The sequence below is a fragment of the Spirillospora sp. NPDC052242 genome (assembly GCF_040679555.1).
Lineage (GTDB): Bacteria > Actinomycetota > Actinomycetes > Streptosporangiales > Streptosporangiaceae > Spirillospora.
In genome coordinates this window covers 42,770-58,623 of record NZ_JBFAUZ010000041.1, presented here as the reverse complement: position 1 = coordinate 58,623, position 15,854 = coordinate 42,770, and the positions used below count along the sequence as shown (strand labels likewise).

Genomic DNA, 15,854 nt, shown 5'->3' with positions numbered 1-15,854 from the left:
CCCGCACGGGGCGGCGCGTCCCGGCGACCCGCCGGGATCCGGTTCGTTATGGATTGGGAATCGGGCCGGTCGAAACCGTAGGCTCGAAGACATGACCTCCCCCGACACCACGTCGACCGGGCGGAAGGCCGAGGAGCGGCCCGGGGACTCCCCGGCCTCCCGGTACGCCGCCTACCGCAGGCGCACCGCCGGGAACGGCCCCGCCCTGCTGGACTTCCGCACCCTGTACGACTTCGAGCTGGACGCCTTCCAGCTGCGGGCGTGCCAGGCGCTGGAGGACGGCAGCGGCGTCCTCGTCGCGGCGCCCACCGGCTCCGGCAAGACCGTCGTCGGGGAGTTCGCCGTCCACCTCGCGCTGACCGGCGGCGCCAAATGCTTCTACACCACGCCGATCAAGGCGCTGTCGAACCAGAAGTACGCCGACCTCGTCCGCCGCTACGGGCCCGAGAAGGTCGGGCTGCTCACCGGCGACAACAGCGTGAACGGCGAGGCGCCCATCGTCGTCATGACCACCGAGGTGCTGCGCAACATGCTGTACGCGCAGTCCCCGACCCTCACCGGGCTGGCGTTCGTGGTCATGGACGAGGTGCACTACCTCGCCGACCGGTTCCGCGGCGCCGTCTGGGAAGAAGTGATCATCCACGTCCCCGACTCGGTGCGGATCGTGGCGCTGTCGGCGACCGTCAGCAACGCCGAGGAGTTCGGCGAGTGGCTGCAGGCCGTCCGCGGCGACACCGCCGTCGTCGTCGACGAGCACCGGCCCGTCCCGCTGTTCCAGCACATGCTCGTCGGGACCTACCTGCACGACCTGTTCGTCGACACCGGCAAGGGCGACAACCGGCAGGCGCGCCTCAACCCCAGGCTGACCCGCATGGCCGTCGAGGAGGTGCGCCGCGCCAAGGTCAACCAGGGCCGCCGCACCGGGCGGCGCCGCGCGCCCCGCCCGCAGCGGTACCGGCCCCCCGCCCGCCCGGACGTCATCGAGCGGCTCGACCGCGCCGGGCTGCTCCCCGCGATCACGTTCATCTTCTCCCGCGCCGGCTGCGACGCCGCCGTCCAGCAGTGCCTCGCCGCCGGGATCCGGCTCACCTCCAAGGAGGAGTCGGAGGAGATCCGCGCCCACGCCGAGCTGCGCACCGCCGACATCCCCCCGGCCGACCTGCGGGTCCTCGGCTACGATGACTTCCTCGCCGCGCTCGAGCGGGGCGTCGCCGCGCACCACGCCGGGATGCTCCCGACGTTCAAGGAGATCGTCGAGGAGCTCTTCACCCGCGGCATGATCAAAGCGGTGTTCGCCACCGAGACGCTCGCGCTCGGCATCAACATGCCCGCCCGCACCGTCGTGATCGAGAAGCTCGACAAGTGGAACGGCGAGGCGCACGTCGACCTCACCCCCGGCGAGTTCACCCAGCTCACCGGACGCGCCGGGCGGCGCGGCATCGACGTCGAGGGCCATGCCGTCGTGGTGTGGGCGCCCAACGTCGACCCGGCGTCCGTCGCCGGCCTCGCCGGCGCCCGCACCTACCCGCTGAACTCCAGCTTCCGCCCGTCCTACAACATGGCCGTCAACCTCGTCGGCGCCGTCGGCATCGAACGGGCCCGCACCCTCCTCGAGGAGTCGTTCGCGCAGTTCCAGGCCGACCGCGCCGTCGTCGGCCTCGCCCGGCAAGTCCACAAGAACGAGGAGGCGCTCGCCGGGTACGCCGAGGCCGCCCAGTGCCACCTCGGCGACTTCATGGAGTACGCGGCGCTGCGCAGGCGGCTGTCGGACCGGGAGGCGCAGCTGTCCCGGGAACGGTCGGCGTCCCGCCGCGCCGAAGCCGCCAAGTCCCTCGAGCGGCTCCGGCCCGGCGACGTGATCCTCGTGCCGTCCGGGCGCCGCTCCGGCCTCGCCGTCGTCCTCGACCCCGGCCTCGGCCGCCGCTCCGACGGGCCCGCCCCGCTCGTCCTCACCGTGAACCGGTCCGTGCAGCGGCTGTCCATCCAGGACTTCCCCCGCGCCGTCGAACCCGTCGAGCGGATCCGCATCCCCAAGTCGTTCAGCCCCCGCAACCCGCAGGACCGCCGCGACCTCGCCTCCACCCTCCGCAACAAGGTCCCCGACGACGCCCGCGAACGCAAACGGTCCCGCGGGGACTCCGCCGCCGCCGACGACGCCGAGATCACCGCGCTGCGCGCCGAACTGCGCCGCCACCCCGTGCACGGCTGCGACGAACGCGAGCAGCACGCCCGCTGGGCCGAGCGGTACCACCGCCTCGACCGCGAGACCGCGCAGCTGCGGCGCCGCGTCGAAGGCCGCTCCCAGGTGATCGCCCGCACCTTCGACCGCGTCTGCGCCGTCCTCGAACAGCTCGGCTACCTCCGGAACGGGGAGGTCACCGCCGAGGGCCGCCGCCTCGGGCAGATCTACAACGAACTCGACCTGCTCACCGCCGAGAGCCTCCGCGCCGGGCTGTGGGACAAGCTCGACCACGCCGAACTGGCCGCGTGCGTGTCCGCGCTGGTGTACGAGTCGCGGCGCGACGACGACACCGGGCCGCACCGCGCCCCGTCCGGCCGCGCCGAGGACGCCCTCGCCGCGATGGTGCGGCTGTGGGGCGAACTCGACGCCGTCGAACGCGACAACCGCGTGTCGTTCCTGCGCGAGCCCGACCTGGGGTTCGCGTGGACCGCGTACCGGTGGGCCAAGGGCGACGACCTCGACGAGGTGCTCCTCGCGAGCGACATGACCGCCGGCGACTTCGTCCGCGCCGTCAAGCAGCTCCTCGACCTGCTCGGCCAGGTCGCCGACGCGTCCCCCGCCAACGGGCACGTCCGCAAGACGGCCCGCCGCGCGATGGACGCGATGCGCCGCGGCGTCGTCGCCTACTCCTCCGTGACCTGACCCCGGATCGGGTGACCTGGCGGCCGTCCGGCCGTCGGTCGCCTTTATGCGGGGGGTGGGGGGAGGGGTCAGGGGGTGCGGCGGCGGGCGCGGCGTTCGCGCAGCGTCCGCTCGACGCGATGCCGGGCCAGCCGGACCAGCAGCGGCTGCGGCGGGCGGCGGAGCGGCCCCGGCGTCACCCGGTGGCCCAGAGCGGCCGCGCCCAGCACCAGCCCGGCGGCGCGGCGGTGCCGCGCCTCCCACGGCAGCCCGTACTGCTCGCGGAGCGGCTCCGGCAGCAGCGCCGCCGTGACGACGCGGAACACCGCGAGGCCCGGGCCGAGCGCGCGCAGCTTCCTCGGGTGCAGGACGGCCGCCGCGACCTTCCGGGCGTTGTCGTCGACCTCGAGAGACGCGACCATCTCGTCCATGTAGGCGCGGAACGACGCCAGGTCGGGCGGCTGCTCCTCCGGCGGGCAGCCGAGCACCTCGGCGACGACCCGCGCCTGCCGGTAGTACTCCTCGGCCTGCCCGGGATCCGGGCGGCCGGGCCGGCCCAGCCGCTCGTGCAGGTACAGCGCCGAGTCGATCAGCGTCGCGTTCACCCACAGCTGCAGGTCGGGGTCGTTGCCGGAGTACCCCTCGCCGCGGACGGACGTGTGGATCCCGCGGACCTTCGCGGCGATCCTCGCGACCTCCTCGGGCGTCCCGAAGGAGACGATCAGCAGGAAGTCGAGGGTGCCGAACAGCCGCGCCAGCGGCCGGGCGGCGAAGTCGCTGTGCTCGGCGACGCCCCGCGCCACGCCGGGATGCGCGAGCTGCATGAGCAGCGCGCGGCCCGCGCCGAGCCCGACGATCGGCTCGGCGCCGAACGCGCGCAGCACGTCCCGGTCGGCGAGCCGGGCGGCGAGGTCGGCCGTGCCGGGCGGCGACGGATCCGCGGCGGCCTCGGGGGACGGGATCGGCGGTGTGGGCACGGGGGGGCCTCCCGGACGGTCGGCGGCCGGATCCTGGTGCCCCGCATCCTCACCCATTATTGACGGCACGTCAATAATGGGTGCGGGCGGCGGTCCCGGCCCGCGGCGCCTACTGCGCAGGTCGGAGGCCGGGTCGACCTGAGAATGAGGCCGCCGGACATTTCGCGCCGATAGGGTCGTCACGGTCACCGAATTTCACGACAACCCCCTGGACTCCTGCATGATCGAGGCCAAGAACCTCACGAAACGCTACGGCGCCAAGGTCGCCGTGCACGATCTCTCCTTCACCGTGGAGCCCGGCCGGGTGACCGGCTTCCTCGGGCCGAACGGCGCCGGCAAGTCGACGACGATGCGGATGCTGCTCGGCCTCGACCGGCCCACCAGCGGCGAGGCCCGCATCGCCGGACACCACTACAGCCGGCTGCCCGCCCCGATGCGGACCGTCGGCGCGCTGCTGGAGGCGCGGGCCGTCCACACCGGCCGCAGCGCCCGCAACCACCTGCTGTGCCTCGCGCAGACCCAGGGCCTCCCCGCCAAGCGGGTCGACGAGGTGCTGGAACTGGTCGGCCTCACCGACGTCGCCGGGCGGCGGGCGCAGGGCTTCTCCCTCGGCATGGGGCAGCGGCTCGGCATCGCCGCGGCGGTGCTCGGCGACCCCGAGGTGCTCATCCTGGACGAGCCGGTCAACGGCCTCGACCCCGAGGGCGTCGTCTGGATCCGCCAGCTCATGCAGCGGTTCGCCGCCGGCGGCCGGACGGTGTTCGTCTCCAGCCACCTCATGAACGAGATGGCCGTCACCGCCGACCACCTCATCGTCATCGGCCGCGGCCGCCTCATCGCCGACTGCTCCACCGAGGAGTTCATCGAGCGCAGCACCGACAAGACGGTCGTCGTCCGCAGCCCCGACGCCGAACGGCTCACCGGCGTCCTGTCCGGTGAGGGCGGCAAGGTCACCGCCGCGGACGACGGCGCGCTGTCCGTCGCGAACCTCGAGGCCGCCCGGATCGGCGAGCTCGCCGCCGCCGAGGGCCTCGTCCTGCACGAGCTCACCCCCCGGCGCGGCTCCCTCGAGGACGCCTTCATGGAGCTCACCCGCGACACCGTCGAGTACGGGACGTCCGCCGCCGCCGCGCCCGCCGGCCAGGCCGCCGTCCCCGCGAAGGAGGAGACCCGATGACCGCCGCCCCCGCCGACGCGGCGCCGCCCTCGGTCCCCGGCGCCGGCGCGCGCCGCCCCGGCTTCGGTGCGCTGCTGCTCGCCGAATGGACCAAGATCCGGACCGTGCAGTCGACGCTGTGGTCGCTGGTCCTGCTCGTCCTGCTGCACCTCGGCTTCACCGGGCTGCTCGCCGCGGTGTTCGCCGCGCAGTGGGACAGCATGAACGAGGGCGACCGCGCCATGATCGGCGAGGACCCGGCCGGGTTCTTCCTCGGCGCCGGGCTGTCCTACAGCCAGCTGACGGTGTGCGTGCTCGGCGTGCTGCTGATCGCCTCCGAGTACTCCACCGGCATGATCCGCTCCAGTCTGCTGGCCGTTCCGACCCGGCTGCCGATGCTGTGGGCGAAGGCCGTCGTGTTCGCCGCCCTCGTCCTCGTGCTGGGCGTCGTCGTGTCGTTCGGGTCGTTCTTCCTCGGCTCGGCGATCCTCGGCGACCGGCTCCCCGTCGGGCTGGGCGACCCGGGCGTGCTGCGCGCCGTCTTCGGCGGCGGCCTGTACCTGGCGATGCTCGGGCTGTTCTCGCTGGCGATCGGCGCGATCGTGCGGCACACCGCGGGCGCCATCACCGGCGTGATCGCGTTCGTGCTGGTGCTGTCGCCGCTGGCGTCGCTGCTGCCGGGCTCCCTCGGCGACTACGTCCACGGCTACCTGCCGTCGGTCGCGGGCATGGCGATCACCGCGGCCGTGCCGTCCGACGACGCCGTCCTGTCGCCCTGGGCCGGGTACGGGGTGTTCGCCCTGTGGACGGCCGCGCTGCTGGCGGCCGCCGCGTACCTGCTCAAGCGCCGCGACGCCTGACGGACGGCCGCGCGAACACCGGCGCACGGACCGGTCCCGCTCCGGCGGGGCCGGTCCTTCCGTTGCCGCCGGGACGTCCGCGCCCGGCGGGGGAGACGCTACGGTTTCGGCCAGGTGCTTGCAGCACGTGACCAAACTGGAGGTCGGGGATGCCGGGTTCGGGGGCGCCGACGCGGGTCCGCCTGCTGGAGGCGGCCGTGGCGGTCATGGGGGAGGGCGGCCGGTCCGCGCTGACGTCCCGGGGCGTCGCCGAGCGCGCCGGGGTGAACAACGCGCTGGTCCACTACTACTTCGGGTCCGTGGACGCGCTGCGCCGCGCCGCCGTCCTGCACGCGCTGGATCAGGAGCTCGAGGGCCCGGTCTCGGCGATCCTGGACGCCCCGGACGTCCTCGACGGCATCGTCGCCGCGATCACCGGCCTCACCGCCCCGCAGGCCACCGGCGACGGGACGGGCGCCCCCCGGCTCCGCGTGATCACCGAGGCGCTCGTGCACGGGCTGCACGACGACGAGCTGCGCGGCGCGACCGTCGAGCGGCTCGCGGCGTTCCGCGGCGCGCTCGCCGACCGGCTCGCCGCGCAGCGCGCCGCGGGCGGGCTGCGCCCCGACGCCGACCCGGCCGGCCTCGCCCTGGTGGTCGCCGCGCTGCTCGACGGCCTGCTGCTGCACGCCGTCGTCGACCCCGGCGCCGACGCCGCCGGTGCCGCCGCCGGGCTCGTCGGCCTGCTCCGCAGCACCGGACCGCCCGCCGCCGCGGGGGATCACGGCCCGTCCCCCCGGAAGTGACCCGGGCGTGACCGGGTGACCGCCGGGACGAGGGAGGGCCAAGTGACCGGGGAATTCCGGCCCCGCGCGCTGCGCGACCACGCCATGATCGCCGACGGGGAGCGCGGCGCCCTGGTCGGCCCGGGCGGCGAGCACGCCTGACTGGGCTTCCCCGCCTGGGACTCGCCGCCGCCGGCGCGCCCGTCCTCGCCCTCGCCTTCGGCCTCGCCGAGGACGAGGAACGCGACCTGGTCCTGGAGATCACCACCGGCGCCGCCACCGGCGGCCGCCTCGACCCCGGCGCGCTGTGGGACGCCACCGAACGCGACTGGCGCGCCGCCGTCCCGTCCTGCGAGGACACCATCGCGCCGCGCGACGCCCGCCTCGCCGGATTGAACCGTACAGCGCGGGTATCGCGAAGGTCATGGCTGTATCGGCGGAACGCAACGCACGAGGCACGCCCGGGCGGAACGGGCGGAAGGGGCGGCGCCGGGACGCGGCGCCGGGGGAGGGGAGCGCCGCGCTGCGGCGGGCGCTCGCCGACCGGGTCGACGGCGAGGTCCGGTTCGACGCCGGATCCCGCGCCGTCTACGCCCACGACTCCTCCAACTACCGGCAGCCGCCCATCGGCGTGGTCGTCCCGCGGACCGTCGACGCCGGCGCCGAGGCGGTCCGCGTCTGCGCCGAGCACGAGGCGCCCGTCCTGTCCCGGGGCGGCGGCACCAGCCTGGCCGGGCAGTGCTGCAACACCGCCGTCGTCATCGACTGGTCCAAGTACTGCACCCGCCTCCTGTCCGTCGACCCCGGCGCCCGCACCGCGATCGTCGAGCCCGGCGCCTGCCTGGACGACCTCGACCGCGAGCTGTCGCCGCACGGCCTCATGGTCGGCCCGAAACCCTCCACCCACGACACCTGCACCATCGGCGGGATGATCGGCAACAACTCCTGCGGCGCCTCCGCGCAGGCCTACGGCAAGATGGCCGACTCCGTGCTGCGCCTCGAGGTGCTCACCTACGACGGGCTGCGCATGTGGGTCGGGCCGACCTCGGAGGACGAGTACGCCCGCATCCAGGAGGAGGGCGGACGCCGCGCCGAGATCTACCGGGCCCTGCGGGACCTGCGCGACGACGGCATGGAGAAGATCCGCACCCGCTACCCCGACATCCCCCGCCGCGTGTCCGGCTACAACCTCGACGCGCTGCTGCCCGAGAACGGCTTCGACGTCGCCCGCGCCCTCGTCGGCTCCGAATCCACCCTCGTCACCGTCCTGCGCGCCGAGATCCGGCTGTTCCCGGTGCCGCCCCACCAGTCGCTGGTCGTCCTCGGCTACGACGACATCGCCGACGCGGGCGAGGCGGTGCGGCGGATCCTGCCGTTCGAGCCGCTCGCCCTCGAGGGCATGGACGACACGCTGCTGCGGCTCGCGGAGGAGGACCGCCTCGCCGGGCCCGACGTCCTCGCAGACATGCCCGACGGGTCCGGCTGGCTCATGGTCCGGTTCGGCGGCGACACGAAAGAGGAGGCCGACCGGCGCGGCCGCGACCTCGCCGACGCCATGCGCGACGCGCCCCTGAAGCCCCGCCGCGCGTTCCTGCGCGACCCCGCCGTCGAGGAACGGCTCTGGAAGGTCCGCGAGGCCGGGCTCGGCGCGACCGCCTACCCGCGCGGCCGCCCCGACACCCACGAGGGCTGGGAGGACGCCGCCGTCCCGCCCGAGCGGCTCGGCGACTACCTGCGCGACTTCCGCCGCCTCGTCCGCGAGTTCGCCTACGACCCCGTCTCCCTCTACGGGCACTTCGGGCAGGGCTGCGTCCACACCCGCATCCCGTTCGACCTGGAGGACGAACGCGGCGCCGGACGATACCGCGAGTTCGTCGAACGCGCCGCGCGGCTCGTCGCGTCCTACGGCGGCTCCCTGTCGGGCGAGCACGGCGACGGACAGTCCCGCGGCGAACTGCTGCCGATCATGTTCGGCGACGACGTCGTCGCGCTGTTCGGCCGCCTCAAGGCGATCTTCGACCCCGGCGGGCGGATGAACCCCGGGAAGATCGTCGACCCGTACCGGCTCGACGAGAACCTCGACCACCTCGCCTACCGGCCGGACGAACCCGACACCGCGTTCGCCTACCCCGACGACCGCCACCGGTTCACGCACGCCGCCGCCCGCTGCGTCGGCATCGGCAAATGCCGCGCCTCCTCCGGCGGCGTCATGTGCCCCAGCTACCGCGTCACCGGCGAGGAGGAGCACTCCACCCGCGGCCGCGCCCGCATGCTCATGGAGATGATGCGCGGCATGCCGCCCGCCCCCGGCGGGGAGCGCGCCGGGCCCGCCGGGGCGATCCCCGACCCGGCCGTGTCCGGCCCCGGCGGCGCCGTCGTCATCACCGACGGCTGGCGCTCGGCGGACGTCCTCGACTCCCTCGACCTGTGCCTCGCCTGCAAGGGCTGCAAGAGCGACTGCCCCGTCAACGTCGACATGGCCACCTACAAGGCCGAGTTCCTCCACCACCACTACGCCGGGCGGCTCCGCCCCGCCGCGCACTACTCGATGGGCTGGCTGCCGCTGTGGGCCCGGCTCGCCGCCGCCGCGCCCCGCGCCGCCAACGGCGCCCTCGGCCTGCCCGGCGCCGAACGCGCCGCCAAGCTCGCCGGCGGCATCGCCCGGGAACGGACGATTCCGCGGTTCGCCCGCCAGCGGTTCACCGACTGGTTCAAGCACCGCGAACCCGGCGACGCCCCCGCCACCGGACGCCGCGTCGTGCTGTGGCCCGACACGTTCACCAACAACTTCCACCCGCACATCGGCCGCGCCGCCGTCCGCGTGCTGGAGGCGTCCGGATACAAGGTCGAGGTCCCGCCCGTCGCGCTGTGCTGCGGCCTCACCTGGATCTCCACCGGCCAGCTCGACGTCGCGTCGCGCGTCCTGCGCCGCACCGTGCGGGCCCTCGCGCCCCGCCTCCGCGACGGCGTCCCCGTCGTCGGACTCGAACCGTCCTGCACCGCCGTGTTCCGCGCCGACGCGCCCGAACTGCTGGAGGGCGACCCCGCCGAGGACGACGTCAAGCGGCTCCGCGACGGGACGCGGACGCTCGCCGAACTGCTCGACGAGCACGGGACGCAGCCCCCCGCCGCCCCGTCCGGCCGCCCCGCCGCCCGCGCGATCGCCCAGCCGCACTGCCACCAGCACGCGATCATGGGATTCGGCGCGGACGAACGGGTCCTGGAGCGCGCAGGCGTGCAGGCCGACACCCTTGACGCCGGATGCTGCGGCCTCGCCGGGAACTTCGGCTTCGAACGCGGCCACCACGAGGTGTCCACCGCCGTCGCCGAACAGGGCGTCTGGCCCGCCGTCCGCGCCGCCGGACCCGGCACGACCGTCCTGGCCGACGGCTTCTCCTGCCGCACCCAGATCGAGGCGGGCACCCAGGCCCGGCCCCGCCACCTGGCCGAACTCCTCGCCGACCTGCTCCCGTAGGCGGACGTCAGGGAGCCGGGGCCGGCTCGGGCAGTTCCCCGAGCAGCGCGCCGAGCGTCGCGCCCAGCGGCGCGTCCAGCGTGACCAGCGCGTCGCCGTCGCCCCGCGTCGGGCCCCGGTTCACGATCCCGACCGGGATCCCGTGCCGCGCCGCGTGCCGGACGAACCGGTACCCCGACATCACCGTCAGCGACGACCCCAGCACCAGCAGCGCGCCCGCCCGCTCGGTCAGCGCGAAGCAGTCCGCGACCCGCGCGGGCGGCACGTTCTCCCCGAAGAACACCACGTCCGGCTTCAGCGGCCCGCCGCACCGGTCGCAGCCCACCACCCGGAACCCGTCGATCTCCCGGTCGTCCAGCTCCGCGTCGCCGTCCGGGTTGACCGAACCGTCCTGCCCGTGCAGGCCGGGATGCCCGCCCGCGTGCCCGCCCGGCCGCTCCCCGAACCCCGGGTTGGCCGCGCGCAGCCGCGCGTCCAGATAGCCGCGGGGCGTGCGGGACCCGCACGCCAGGCACACCACCCGGTCCAGCGAACCGTGCAGCTCGATCACCCCGGACGCCCCCGCCGCCTGGTGCAGCCCGTCCACGTTCTGCGTGATGATCCCCGACAGCAGCCCGCGGCGCTGCAGCTCCGCGACCGCCCGGTGCCCCGCGTTCGGCCGCGCCGCCTTGATGTGCCGCCACCCCAGATGGCTCCGCGCCCAGTACCGGCGGCGCGCCTCCGCGCCGCCGGTGAACGCCTGGTACGTCATCGGCTCGCCCCGCTGCCGGCTGCGTCCCGTCTCACCGCGGTAGTCCGGAATGCCCGACTCGGTGGAGATGCCGGCGCCGCTCAGCACCACGACGTCCCCGTCCGAGACGAGGTCCGCCAGAGCGCGCAGCCCGGCCTCCCGCTCCACAACCTGCGTCACCCCTCCATGGTGCCCGACGCGGACGCGTGCCCGGGCTCCGGCGCGGCGCCGGAGCCCGGGCGGGGGAGGGCCGGTCAGGCCAGCCCGAAGAACCGCGACGCGTGGTAAGGGCCGCACAGCGCGTCGTGCCCCGCGCCCGCCGTCCCGCAGTGCTCGGCGCCGGAGCCCGGATCGATCGGCGGCTCATGGCCCATGTCGTCGATCAGGTACGTCTCGAGCTGACCGCTCCCGTAGACGCGCTTGGTGACACCGCTCGCGGGCGCCGTCGTGGACGTCGGCGCGCCGCCGATCCCGAACACGTTCGTCCACTGCGCCGTCTGGTACTCCAGCGACCGCGGCACGATGATCGGGTCCGCGCCGCCGTGCCAGATCTGCACCGGCGGCCGCGGGCCCGCGTAGCCCGGGTACGCGCTCCGCGCCCGGTCGCCCCACTCCCGCGCGGACGTGAAGTTGAAGCGCCCCGAGCACGGCCCGAACGGCGGCGTGACGAAGTAGACGAACTCCGAGTCGGCGCAGCCGTACGCCATCCCGAAGAACACCGCGCCCGCCTTGAACACGTCCGGGTACGCGGCGAGCATCACGTTCGTGGCCGCGCCGCCGCCCGAGTAGCCGGTGACGAACACGCGGGACGCGTCCGCCCGGTGGGCCGACTTCATGTACTCGACCATCTGCACGACCGAGCGCGCCTCGCCGTTCCCCGCGCGCGTGCGGTCCTCCTCGCTCCACGCGCTGAAGCACTTGTGCGGGATGATCCCGCCGGACCCGACGTTCTCGTCCTTCTGCTCCGGGAACACGATCGTGAACCCGAGGGCGTCGGCGTACTTCCGCCAGCCGGTGTCGACGTCCAGGTCCCGCGCGTCGCCGCCGCACCCGTGGAACAGCACCACCACGGGCGCCCCGGCCCGCGCGCTCTCCGGGACGTACGCGTACATCGTCAGGTTCCCCGGGTTCGCGCCGAAGTCCGCGACCTCGTGGAACCCGGTCCGGGCCGCGGCGGCCCGCGGCACGTCCGCGCACCACGCCGCCGCGGCGACCGCGAGGACCAGCGTCGCCGCGGCCGCGCGCGCCGCGGACCCGCGCAGGGAACGTCCGCCCGAGCGGAGGAGATTCATGCGTCGGCCTTTCTCAGAGGGGATCCACGGATGGTCGCCCCCCGGCCGCGCCGCCACCCTGAACCTCCCGCCAAACCGGGCCGCCCCCTCCGCTCACCCGAGTGAGCCCCCGCCGCCCCGGACGAGGGAGGGAGAACAGCGCCCGGCTCGTCGGGCGGTGCCCGCGTGGAAGCGATGTGGGCGGGTCAGGTGGGCGGGTCAGGTGGGCGGGCCGGGGACGGTGTCCGGGAAGATCCGCAGCATCGAGTTGAGCGCGATCATGGTGGCGAGCTTGGTCTCCGGGGCGGCGGGCTCGCCGCCGAACATCTCGTGGATCACCCGGATCCGGTAGCGCACCGTCTGCGGGTGGATGTGCAGCTGCCGGCCGGTGACGACCGCGTTGCCGCCGCTGTTGAAGTACGTCAGCAGGGTCTCCGCGAGCATCTCCCGGCGCGGCGACGGCTGCTCCAGCAGCGGCCGCAGGTACCGGGGCGCGGCCGCCTCCACCAGGTCCCGCGCCTCCGCGGTGATCAGCGTCGCGAGATGGTCGCAGCAGCGGACCGTCCCGTCCGCCGGCAGCACGCCCTCCTCGGCGAGCGCCGCCGCCCGGCGCGCCCACCGCAGCGACACCGCGCCGCGGTCCACCGGGACCGTCGGGCCGACCGCCCCCGGGCACGCGTCGGCCAGCGCCGCCATCAGCCGCTCCTGGCCCGGGCCGTCCGGGTCGGGCACCACCAGGTACGGGGCGTCGCCCGACCAGTCCGCCAGCACCGTGGGCGGGACGAGCCGCGCCGTGCCGACCACCGGGCCGCGCAGCGCCACCGCGCAGATCGTCTCGGGCGCCGTCCAGTCCGCGGCCTTCGCCAGCTCACGGATCGCCTCCCGGCCGATCGGCGGGTCGGCCACCAGGACGTCGCGGAGCCGGCCGCGGGCCCGCTCCCGCCGCGTCGCCAGCTCCTCCCGCGCCGACGCGTAGCCCTCCGCGGCCGCGTCGACGAGGATCGCGAGGAGCCCGAAGTGCGCCTCGGTGAGCATCGACAGGGTCTCCTGGTTCCAGCCGAAGTCGTAGGCGTGGCCGATGAACCGGCGGCAGGTGATCTGGCTGCTGAGCCGCAGCGCCGCCTCCAGGCCGTCGAGGCCGTGCCCGTCGGACGCCTCGCGGGCGCCGATGTGCGCGTACAGGTTCGTGAGCGGCGACCAGTCCGGCGCCGGGTCGTCCACGGAGTCCACGAAGCCGCGGACCGTCGTGGCGATCGTCCGGACCATCTGCCGGCCCTGGACGCTGTCGGCGGGGTGGGCGTACGCGGGGAGCTGGCGGCGGATCTCGCCGGCGATCTCCTGCACGACCGCGTCGAGGTGCGGGCGGAGCAGGTCGCCGATGCGGATCCGCTGCGGATGGCACGGGAGCGGGGAGCGGGTTCGCCGGACTGACAGGGGCGGGGAGGCCACGAGTTCTCCTTGGGATCGGAAACGCACCTGGCTTTCGGGCTCGCCAGTCTCGCTTCTCCCACGGCGAGATCAAGGGAACGCGGAAATACGTGTGTGGCCGCACACCCGGATTGGGCGGCGGCAACGGAATCCGGCGGTCCCTCATCGCGAATTGAGCGATTGGACCGTTCCGATGCATGTGCGGGCCGTCGGGCCCCTTCCGGTCAATGCGTCCGCCGAGCAAAACGCCGGGGCGATTTCGTGCGCGGGTGAGCCGACCGCCGCGCCCGTCGCGGGGAGCATCCGGAGGTCCGCCCACCCGACGGAGGGAACCCGATGCACCCGTCTCTCCCGCGGCTCCGGCCCCGCGCCCTCGGGGCCGCCGCTGCCGCCGGCCTGCTCACCGCCGGCGTGCTCGCCGGCCCCGCCGCCGCGGACGGCCGCGCGCCGCGGGGCCCCGCCCCGGCCGTGCGCGGCCCGCTGCCCGGGACCCCGCCGGGCGACCCGTCGTCCCCGGACATCGCCGAGACCCACCCCTGGATGGCCACCGACGTCGACCTGGAGGCCCGCGGCTACGTCGAGGAGGAGTTCGTCGTCTCCGGCGAGGCCGACGCCTACTCGGCCGCGGGCGAGATCCTCGCCGAGGACGTCCCCTACTCCACCCGCGTGATCGTGCGGCGGCCCGCGCGCCCGTCCGCCTTCAACGGCACCGTCGTCGCCGAATGGCAGAACGTCAGCGCCGGATACGACATCGACGCGCTGTGGTCCACCGACCAGATCACCCGCGCCGGGTACGCGTGGGCGGGGATCTCCGCGCAGCGGGTCGGCGTCGAGCACCTCCGCGCGTGGAGCCCCGCCCGCTACGGCGGCCTCGACGTCACCGGCGGCGGCCGGTTCACCCGCGACGAACTCTCCTACGACATCTACGCCCAGGTCGCCGGCACCCTGCGCCGCCACGACCGGGCGGGACCGCTCGGCGGGCTCCGGGCCCGCACACTGGTCGGCGCGGGCGCGTCCCAGTCGGCGGGCCGCATGACCGTCTACCACGACGCCGTCCTGCCGCGGACGGCGAAGGTGTTCGACGGGTACGCCTTCGTCGTCGGCCCCGCCCCGGCGCGCCGCGGCGCCGAGCCGGTGTTCCACATCCTGTCCGAGACCGACGTCCGCACCCCCGACCGCATGCCCGACACGCCGGTGTACCGCCGGTGGGAGGTCGCGGGCTCCGCGCACTCCGGATGGCACGGGCAGGCGTACCGCCGGTCGATCCTCGACCGCGACCTCGGTGCGGCGCCGACCTATGAGTGCGACCGGCCCCCGTTCAGCCGCGTCCCGCTCCACCACGTGATCGCGGCCGCGTACGTCCATCTCGAACGGTGGATCGGGGACGGCGCCCCGCCGCCGTCGGCCCCGCCGCTGGAGTTCGCCCCCGACGGCCGCCTCGCGCGCGACGAGCTGGGCCTCGCCAAGGGCGGCGTGCGCCTCTCGCAGGTCGAGGCGCCCACCGCGCTCAACACCGGCCAGAACACCGGCGAGACGTTCTGCGTCCTGTTCGGCACGCACGTCCCGCTCGGCGGCGCCGAGCTCGCGGCGCGGTACGGGACGGACGCTCGCTACACCGCGGCCGTCCTGCGGTCCGACGCGCGCAACCTGCGCTCCGGCTACCTCCTCCCGGCCGACGCCTGGGCGAACGCCCGCGCCGCCCACGAGGTCGACATCCCGCGCCCCTGACCGCCGTGGCGGCGGGCATGGCCCACAGCGCCTCGGTGAAGATCCCCACTTCGCTCGGGCAGGAGTGGGCAGCGGCGGCGTCGGAGTCCGCCGCTACCTTACTGCGTAAAGGGCGGCGGCGCTGGAGCCGCGGCCCGGCCTCAGCCTGCCGTCGCACAGGCTCCCCCGGCCGCGGGCGGCAACGCGCCGTCCGCGGCCGGGGCGTCAGCGGTCCTCGCCCCGGCCGGGGTTCTCCAGGCGGAAGAAGTTGCTCTGGGCGCCGTCCTTCTTGTGCTCCTGGTAGATGAAGTTCAGCTCGCGCTCGTCGAACGTGCGGAACCAGTCGTCCCAGGAGATGTGCTCGAGGTTCTCGCCGCCGTAGCCGGGGAAGTCGAAGCGGAGCCGCCCCGGGCGGCCCTCGTACTCGCTGCCGGGCACGGTCGACGGCTCGGCCCCGCGTTCCTCGGCCCACCGCCGGATGACCTCGTGGTCGGTGGTGACGAGGCTCTTGCCGGGACGCTCCTCGTGCTCGTCCGCCGAGGTCACCTGCTGCTCGTGGCGATGCTCGCCCCGGATCGGGTGGTTCGACTCGCCCATCGGGCTCCCCCTTCGAGTCGTTCGGC

Annotated in this window: 11 protein-coding genes; 6 read left to right on the top strand and 5 right to left on the bottom strand. The window is 74.9% G+C overall.

Annotated elements, in window-relative coordinates; genetic code table 11:
* Window positions 1-91: 91 nt before the first annotated feature.
* A complete protein-coding gene (locus tag AB0L25_RS29360) occupies window positions 92-2,884 on the top strand; it encodes a DEAD/DEAH box helicase (protein WP_500175968.1) in 2,793 nt (930 codons plus the stop codon).
* A gap of 68 nt (window positions 2,885-2,952) precedes the next feature.
* Here AB0L25_RS29360 and AB0L25_RS29355 read toward each other — a convergent pair whose 3' ends face one another.
* A complete protein-coding gene (locus AB0L25_RS29355) occupies window positions 2,953-3,840 on the bottom strand; it encodes an oxygenase MpaB family protein (RefSeq protein WP_500175966.1) in 888 nt (295 codons plus the stop codon).
* Window positions 3,841-4,060: 220 nt separating this feature from the next.
* Here AB0L25_RS29355 and AB0L25_RS29350 point away from each other — a divergent pair, with 220 nt between their 5' ends.
* The 4 genes from AB0L25_RS29350 to AB0L25_RS29335 all read left to right on the top strand — a co-directional run bounded on the left by AB0L25_RS29350 (window position 4,061) and on the right by AB0L25_RS29335 (window position 10,095).
* Entirely contained in the window at window positions 4,061-5,017 is a 957-nt protein-coding gene (locus AB0L25_RS29350; RefSeq protein WP_500175965.1) for an ABC transporter ATP-binding protein, read from the top strand.
* On the top strand, window positions 5,014-5,856 hold the full coding sequence (locus AB0L25_RS29345) for an ABC transporter permease subunit (protein ID WP_500175964.1): 843 nt from the start codon (window positions 5,014-5,016) through the stop codon (window positions 5,854-5,856). Before AB0L25_RS29350 ends, AB0L25_RS29345 begins: the two co-directional genes overlap by 4 nt.
* Window positions 5,857-6,005: 149 nt before the next feature.
* A complete protein-coding gene (locus AB0L25_RS29340) occupies window positions 6,006-6,641 on the top strand; it encodes a TetR/AcrR family transcriptional regulator (RefSeq protein WP_500175963.1) in 636 nt (211 codons plus the stop codon).
* A 403-nt stretch (window positions 6,642-7,044) separates the two neighbouring features.
* Window positions 7,045-10,095 carry an FAD-binding and (Fe-S)-binding domain-containing protein gene (locus AB0L25_RS29335; protein ID WP_500175962.1) on the top strand — a complete coding sequence of 1,017 codons (3,051 nt, stop codon included), beginning with the start codon at window positions 7,045-7,047 and terminating at the stop codon, window positions 10,093-10,095.
* 7 nt (window positions 10,096-10,102) lie between these two features.
* On the opposite strand, the gene AB0L25_RS29330 is transcribed toward AB0L25_RS29335, so the two are convergent.
* From AB0L25_RS29330 to AB0L25_RS29320, 3 genes are all read right to left on the bottom strand, one after another.
* Window positions 10,103-11,005: an NAD-dependent protein deacetylase gene (locus AB0L25_RS29330; RefSeq protein ID WP_500175961.1), complete on the bottom strand. Its 903-nt coding sequence runs from the start codon at window positions 11,003-11,005 to the stop codon at window positions 10,103-10,105.
* A 74-nt stretch (window positions 11,006-11,079) separates the two neighbouring features.
* Window positions 11,080-12,117, bottom strand: a complete 1,038-nt coding sequence (locus AB0L25_RS29325) for an extracellular catalytic domain type 1 short-chain-length polyhydroxyalkanoate depolymerase (RefSeq protein ID WP_500175959.1) — start codon at window positions 12,115-12,117, stop codon at window positions 11,080-11,082.
* Window positions 12,118-12,315: 198 nt separating this feature from the next.
* Window positions 12,316-13,545: a PucR-like N-terminal domain-containing protein gene (locus AB0L25_RS29320; protein WP_500175958.1), complete on the bottom strand. Its 1,230-nt coding sequence runs from the start codon at window positions 13,543-13,545 to the stop codon at window positions 12,316-12,318.
* Window positions 13,546-13,860: 315 nt separating this feature from the next.
* On the opposite strand from AB0L25_RS29320, the gene AB0L25_RS29315 reads away from it, so the two are divergent.
* Entirely contained in the window at window positions 13,861-15,252 is a 1,392-nt protein-coding gene (locus AB0L25_RS29315) for an alpha/beta hydrolase domain-containing protein (protein WP_500175957.1), read from the top strand.
* A 204-nt stretch (window positions 15,253-15,456) separates the two neighbouring features.
* Here the strand turns inward: AB0L25_RS29315 and AB0L25_RS29310 are convergent, their stop codons facing one another.
* Entirely contained in the window at window positions 15,457-15,828 is a 372-nt protein-coding gene (locus tag AB0L25_RS29310; protein ID WP_500175956.1) for a hypothetical protein, read from the bottom strand.
* Window positions 15,829-15,854: the final 26 nt, after the last annotated feature.

Coding starts and splice junctions, on each gene's coding strand:
- AB0L25_RS29325 (WP_500175959.1), bottom strand. CDS start 12,117: ATGAATCTCCTCCGCTCGGGCGGACGTTCCCTGCGCGGGTCCGCGGCG.
- AB0L25_RS29310 (WP_500175956.1), bottom strand. CDS start 15,828: ATGGGCGAGTCGAACCACCCGATCCGGGGCGAGCATCGCCACGAGCAG.
- AB0L25_RS29350 (WP_500175965.1), top strand. CDS start 4,061: ATGATCGAGGCCAAGAACCTCACGAAACGCTACGGCGCCAAGGTCGCC.
- AB0L25_RS29335 (WP_500175962.1), top strand. CDS start 7,045: ATGGCTGTATCGGCGGAACGCAACGCACGAGGCACGCCCGGGCGGAAC.
- AB0L25_RS29340 (WP_500175963.1), top strand. CDS start 6,006: ATGCCGGGTTCGGGGGCGCCGACGCGGGTCCGCCTGCTGGAGGCGGCC.
- AB0L25_RS29345 (WP_500175964.1), top strand. CDS start 5,014: ATGACCGCCGCCCCCGCCGACGCGGCGCCGCCCTCGGTCCCCGGCGCC.
- AB0L25_RS29360 (WP_500175968.1), top strand. CDS start 92: ATGACCTCCCCCGACACCACGTCGACCGGGCGGAAGGCCGAGGAGCGG.
- AB0L25_RS29315 (WP_500175957.1), top strand. CDS start 13,861: ATGCACCCGTCTCTCCCGCGGCTCCGGCCCCGCGCCCTCGGGGCCGCC.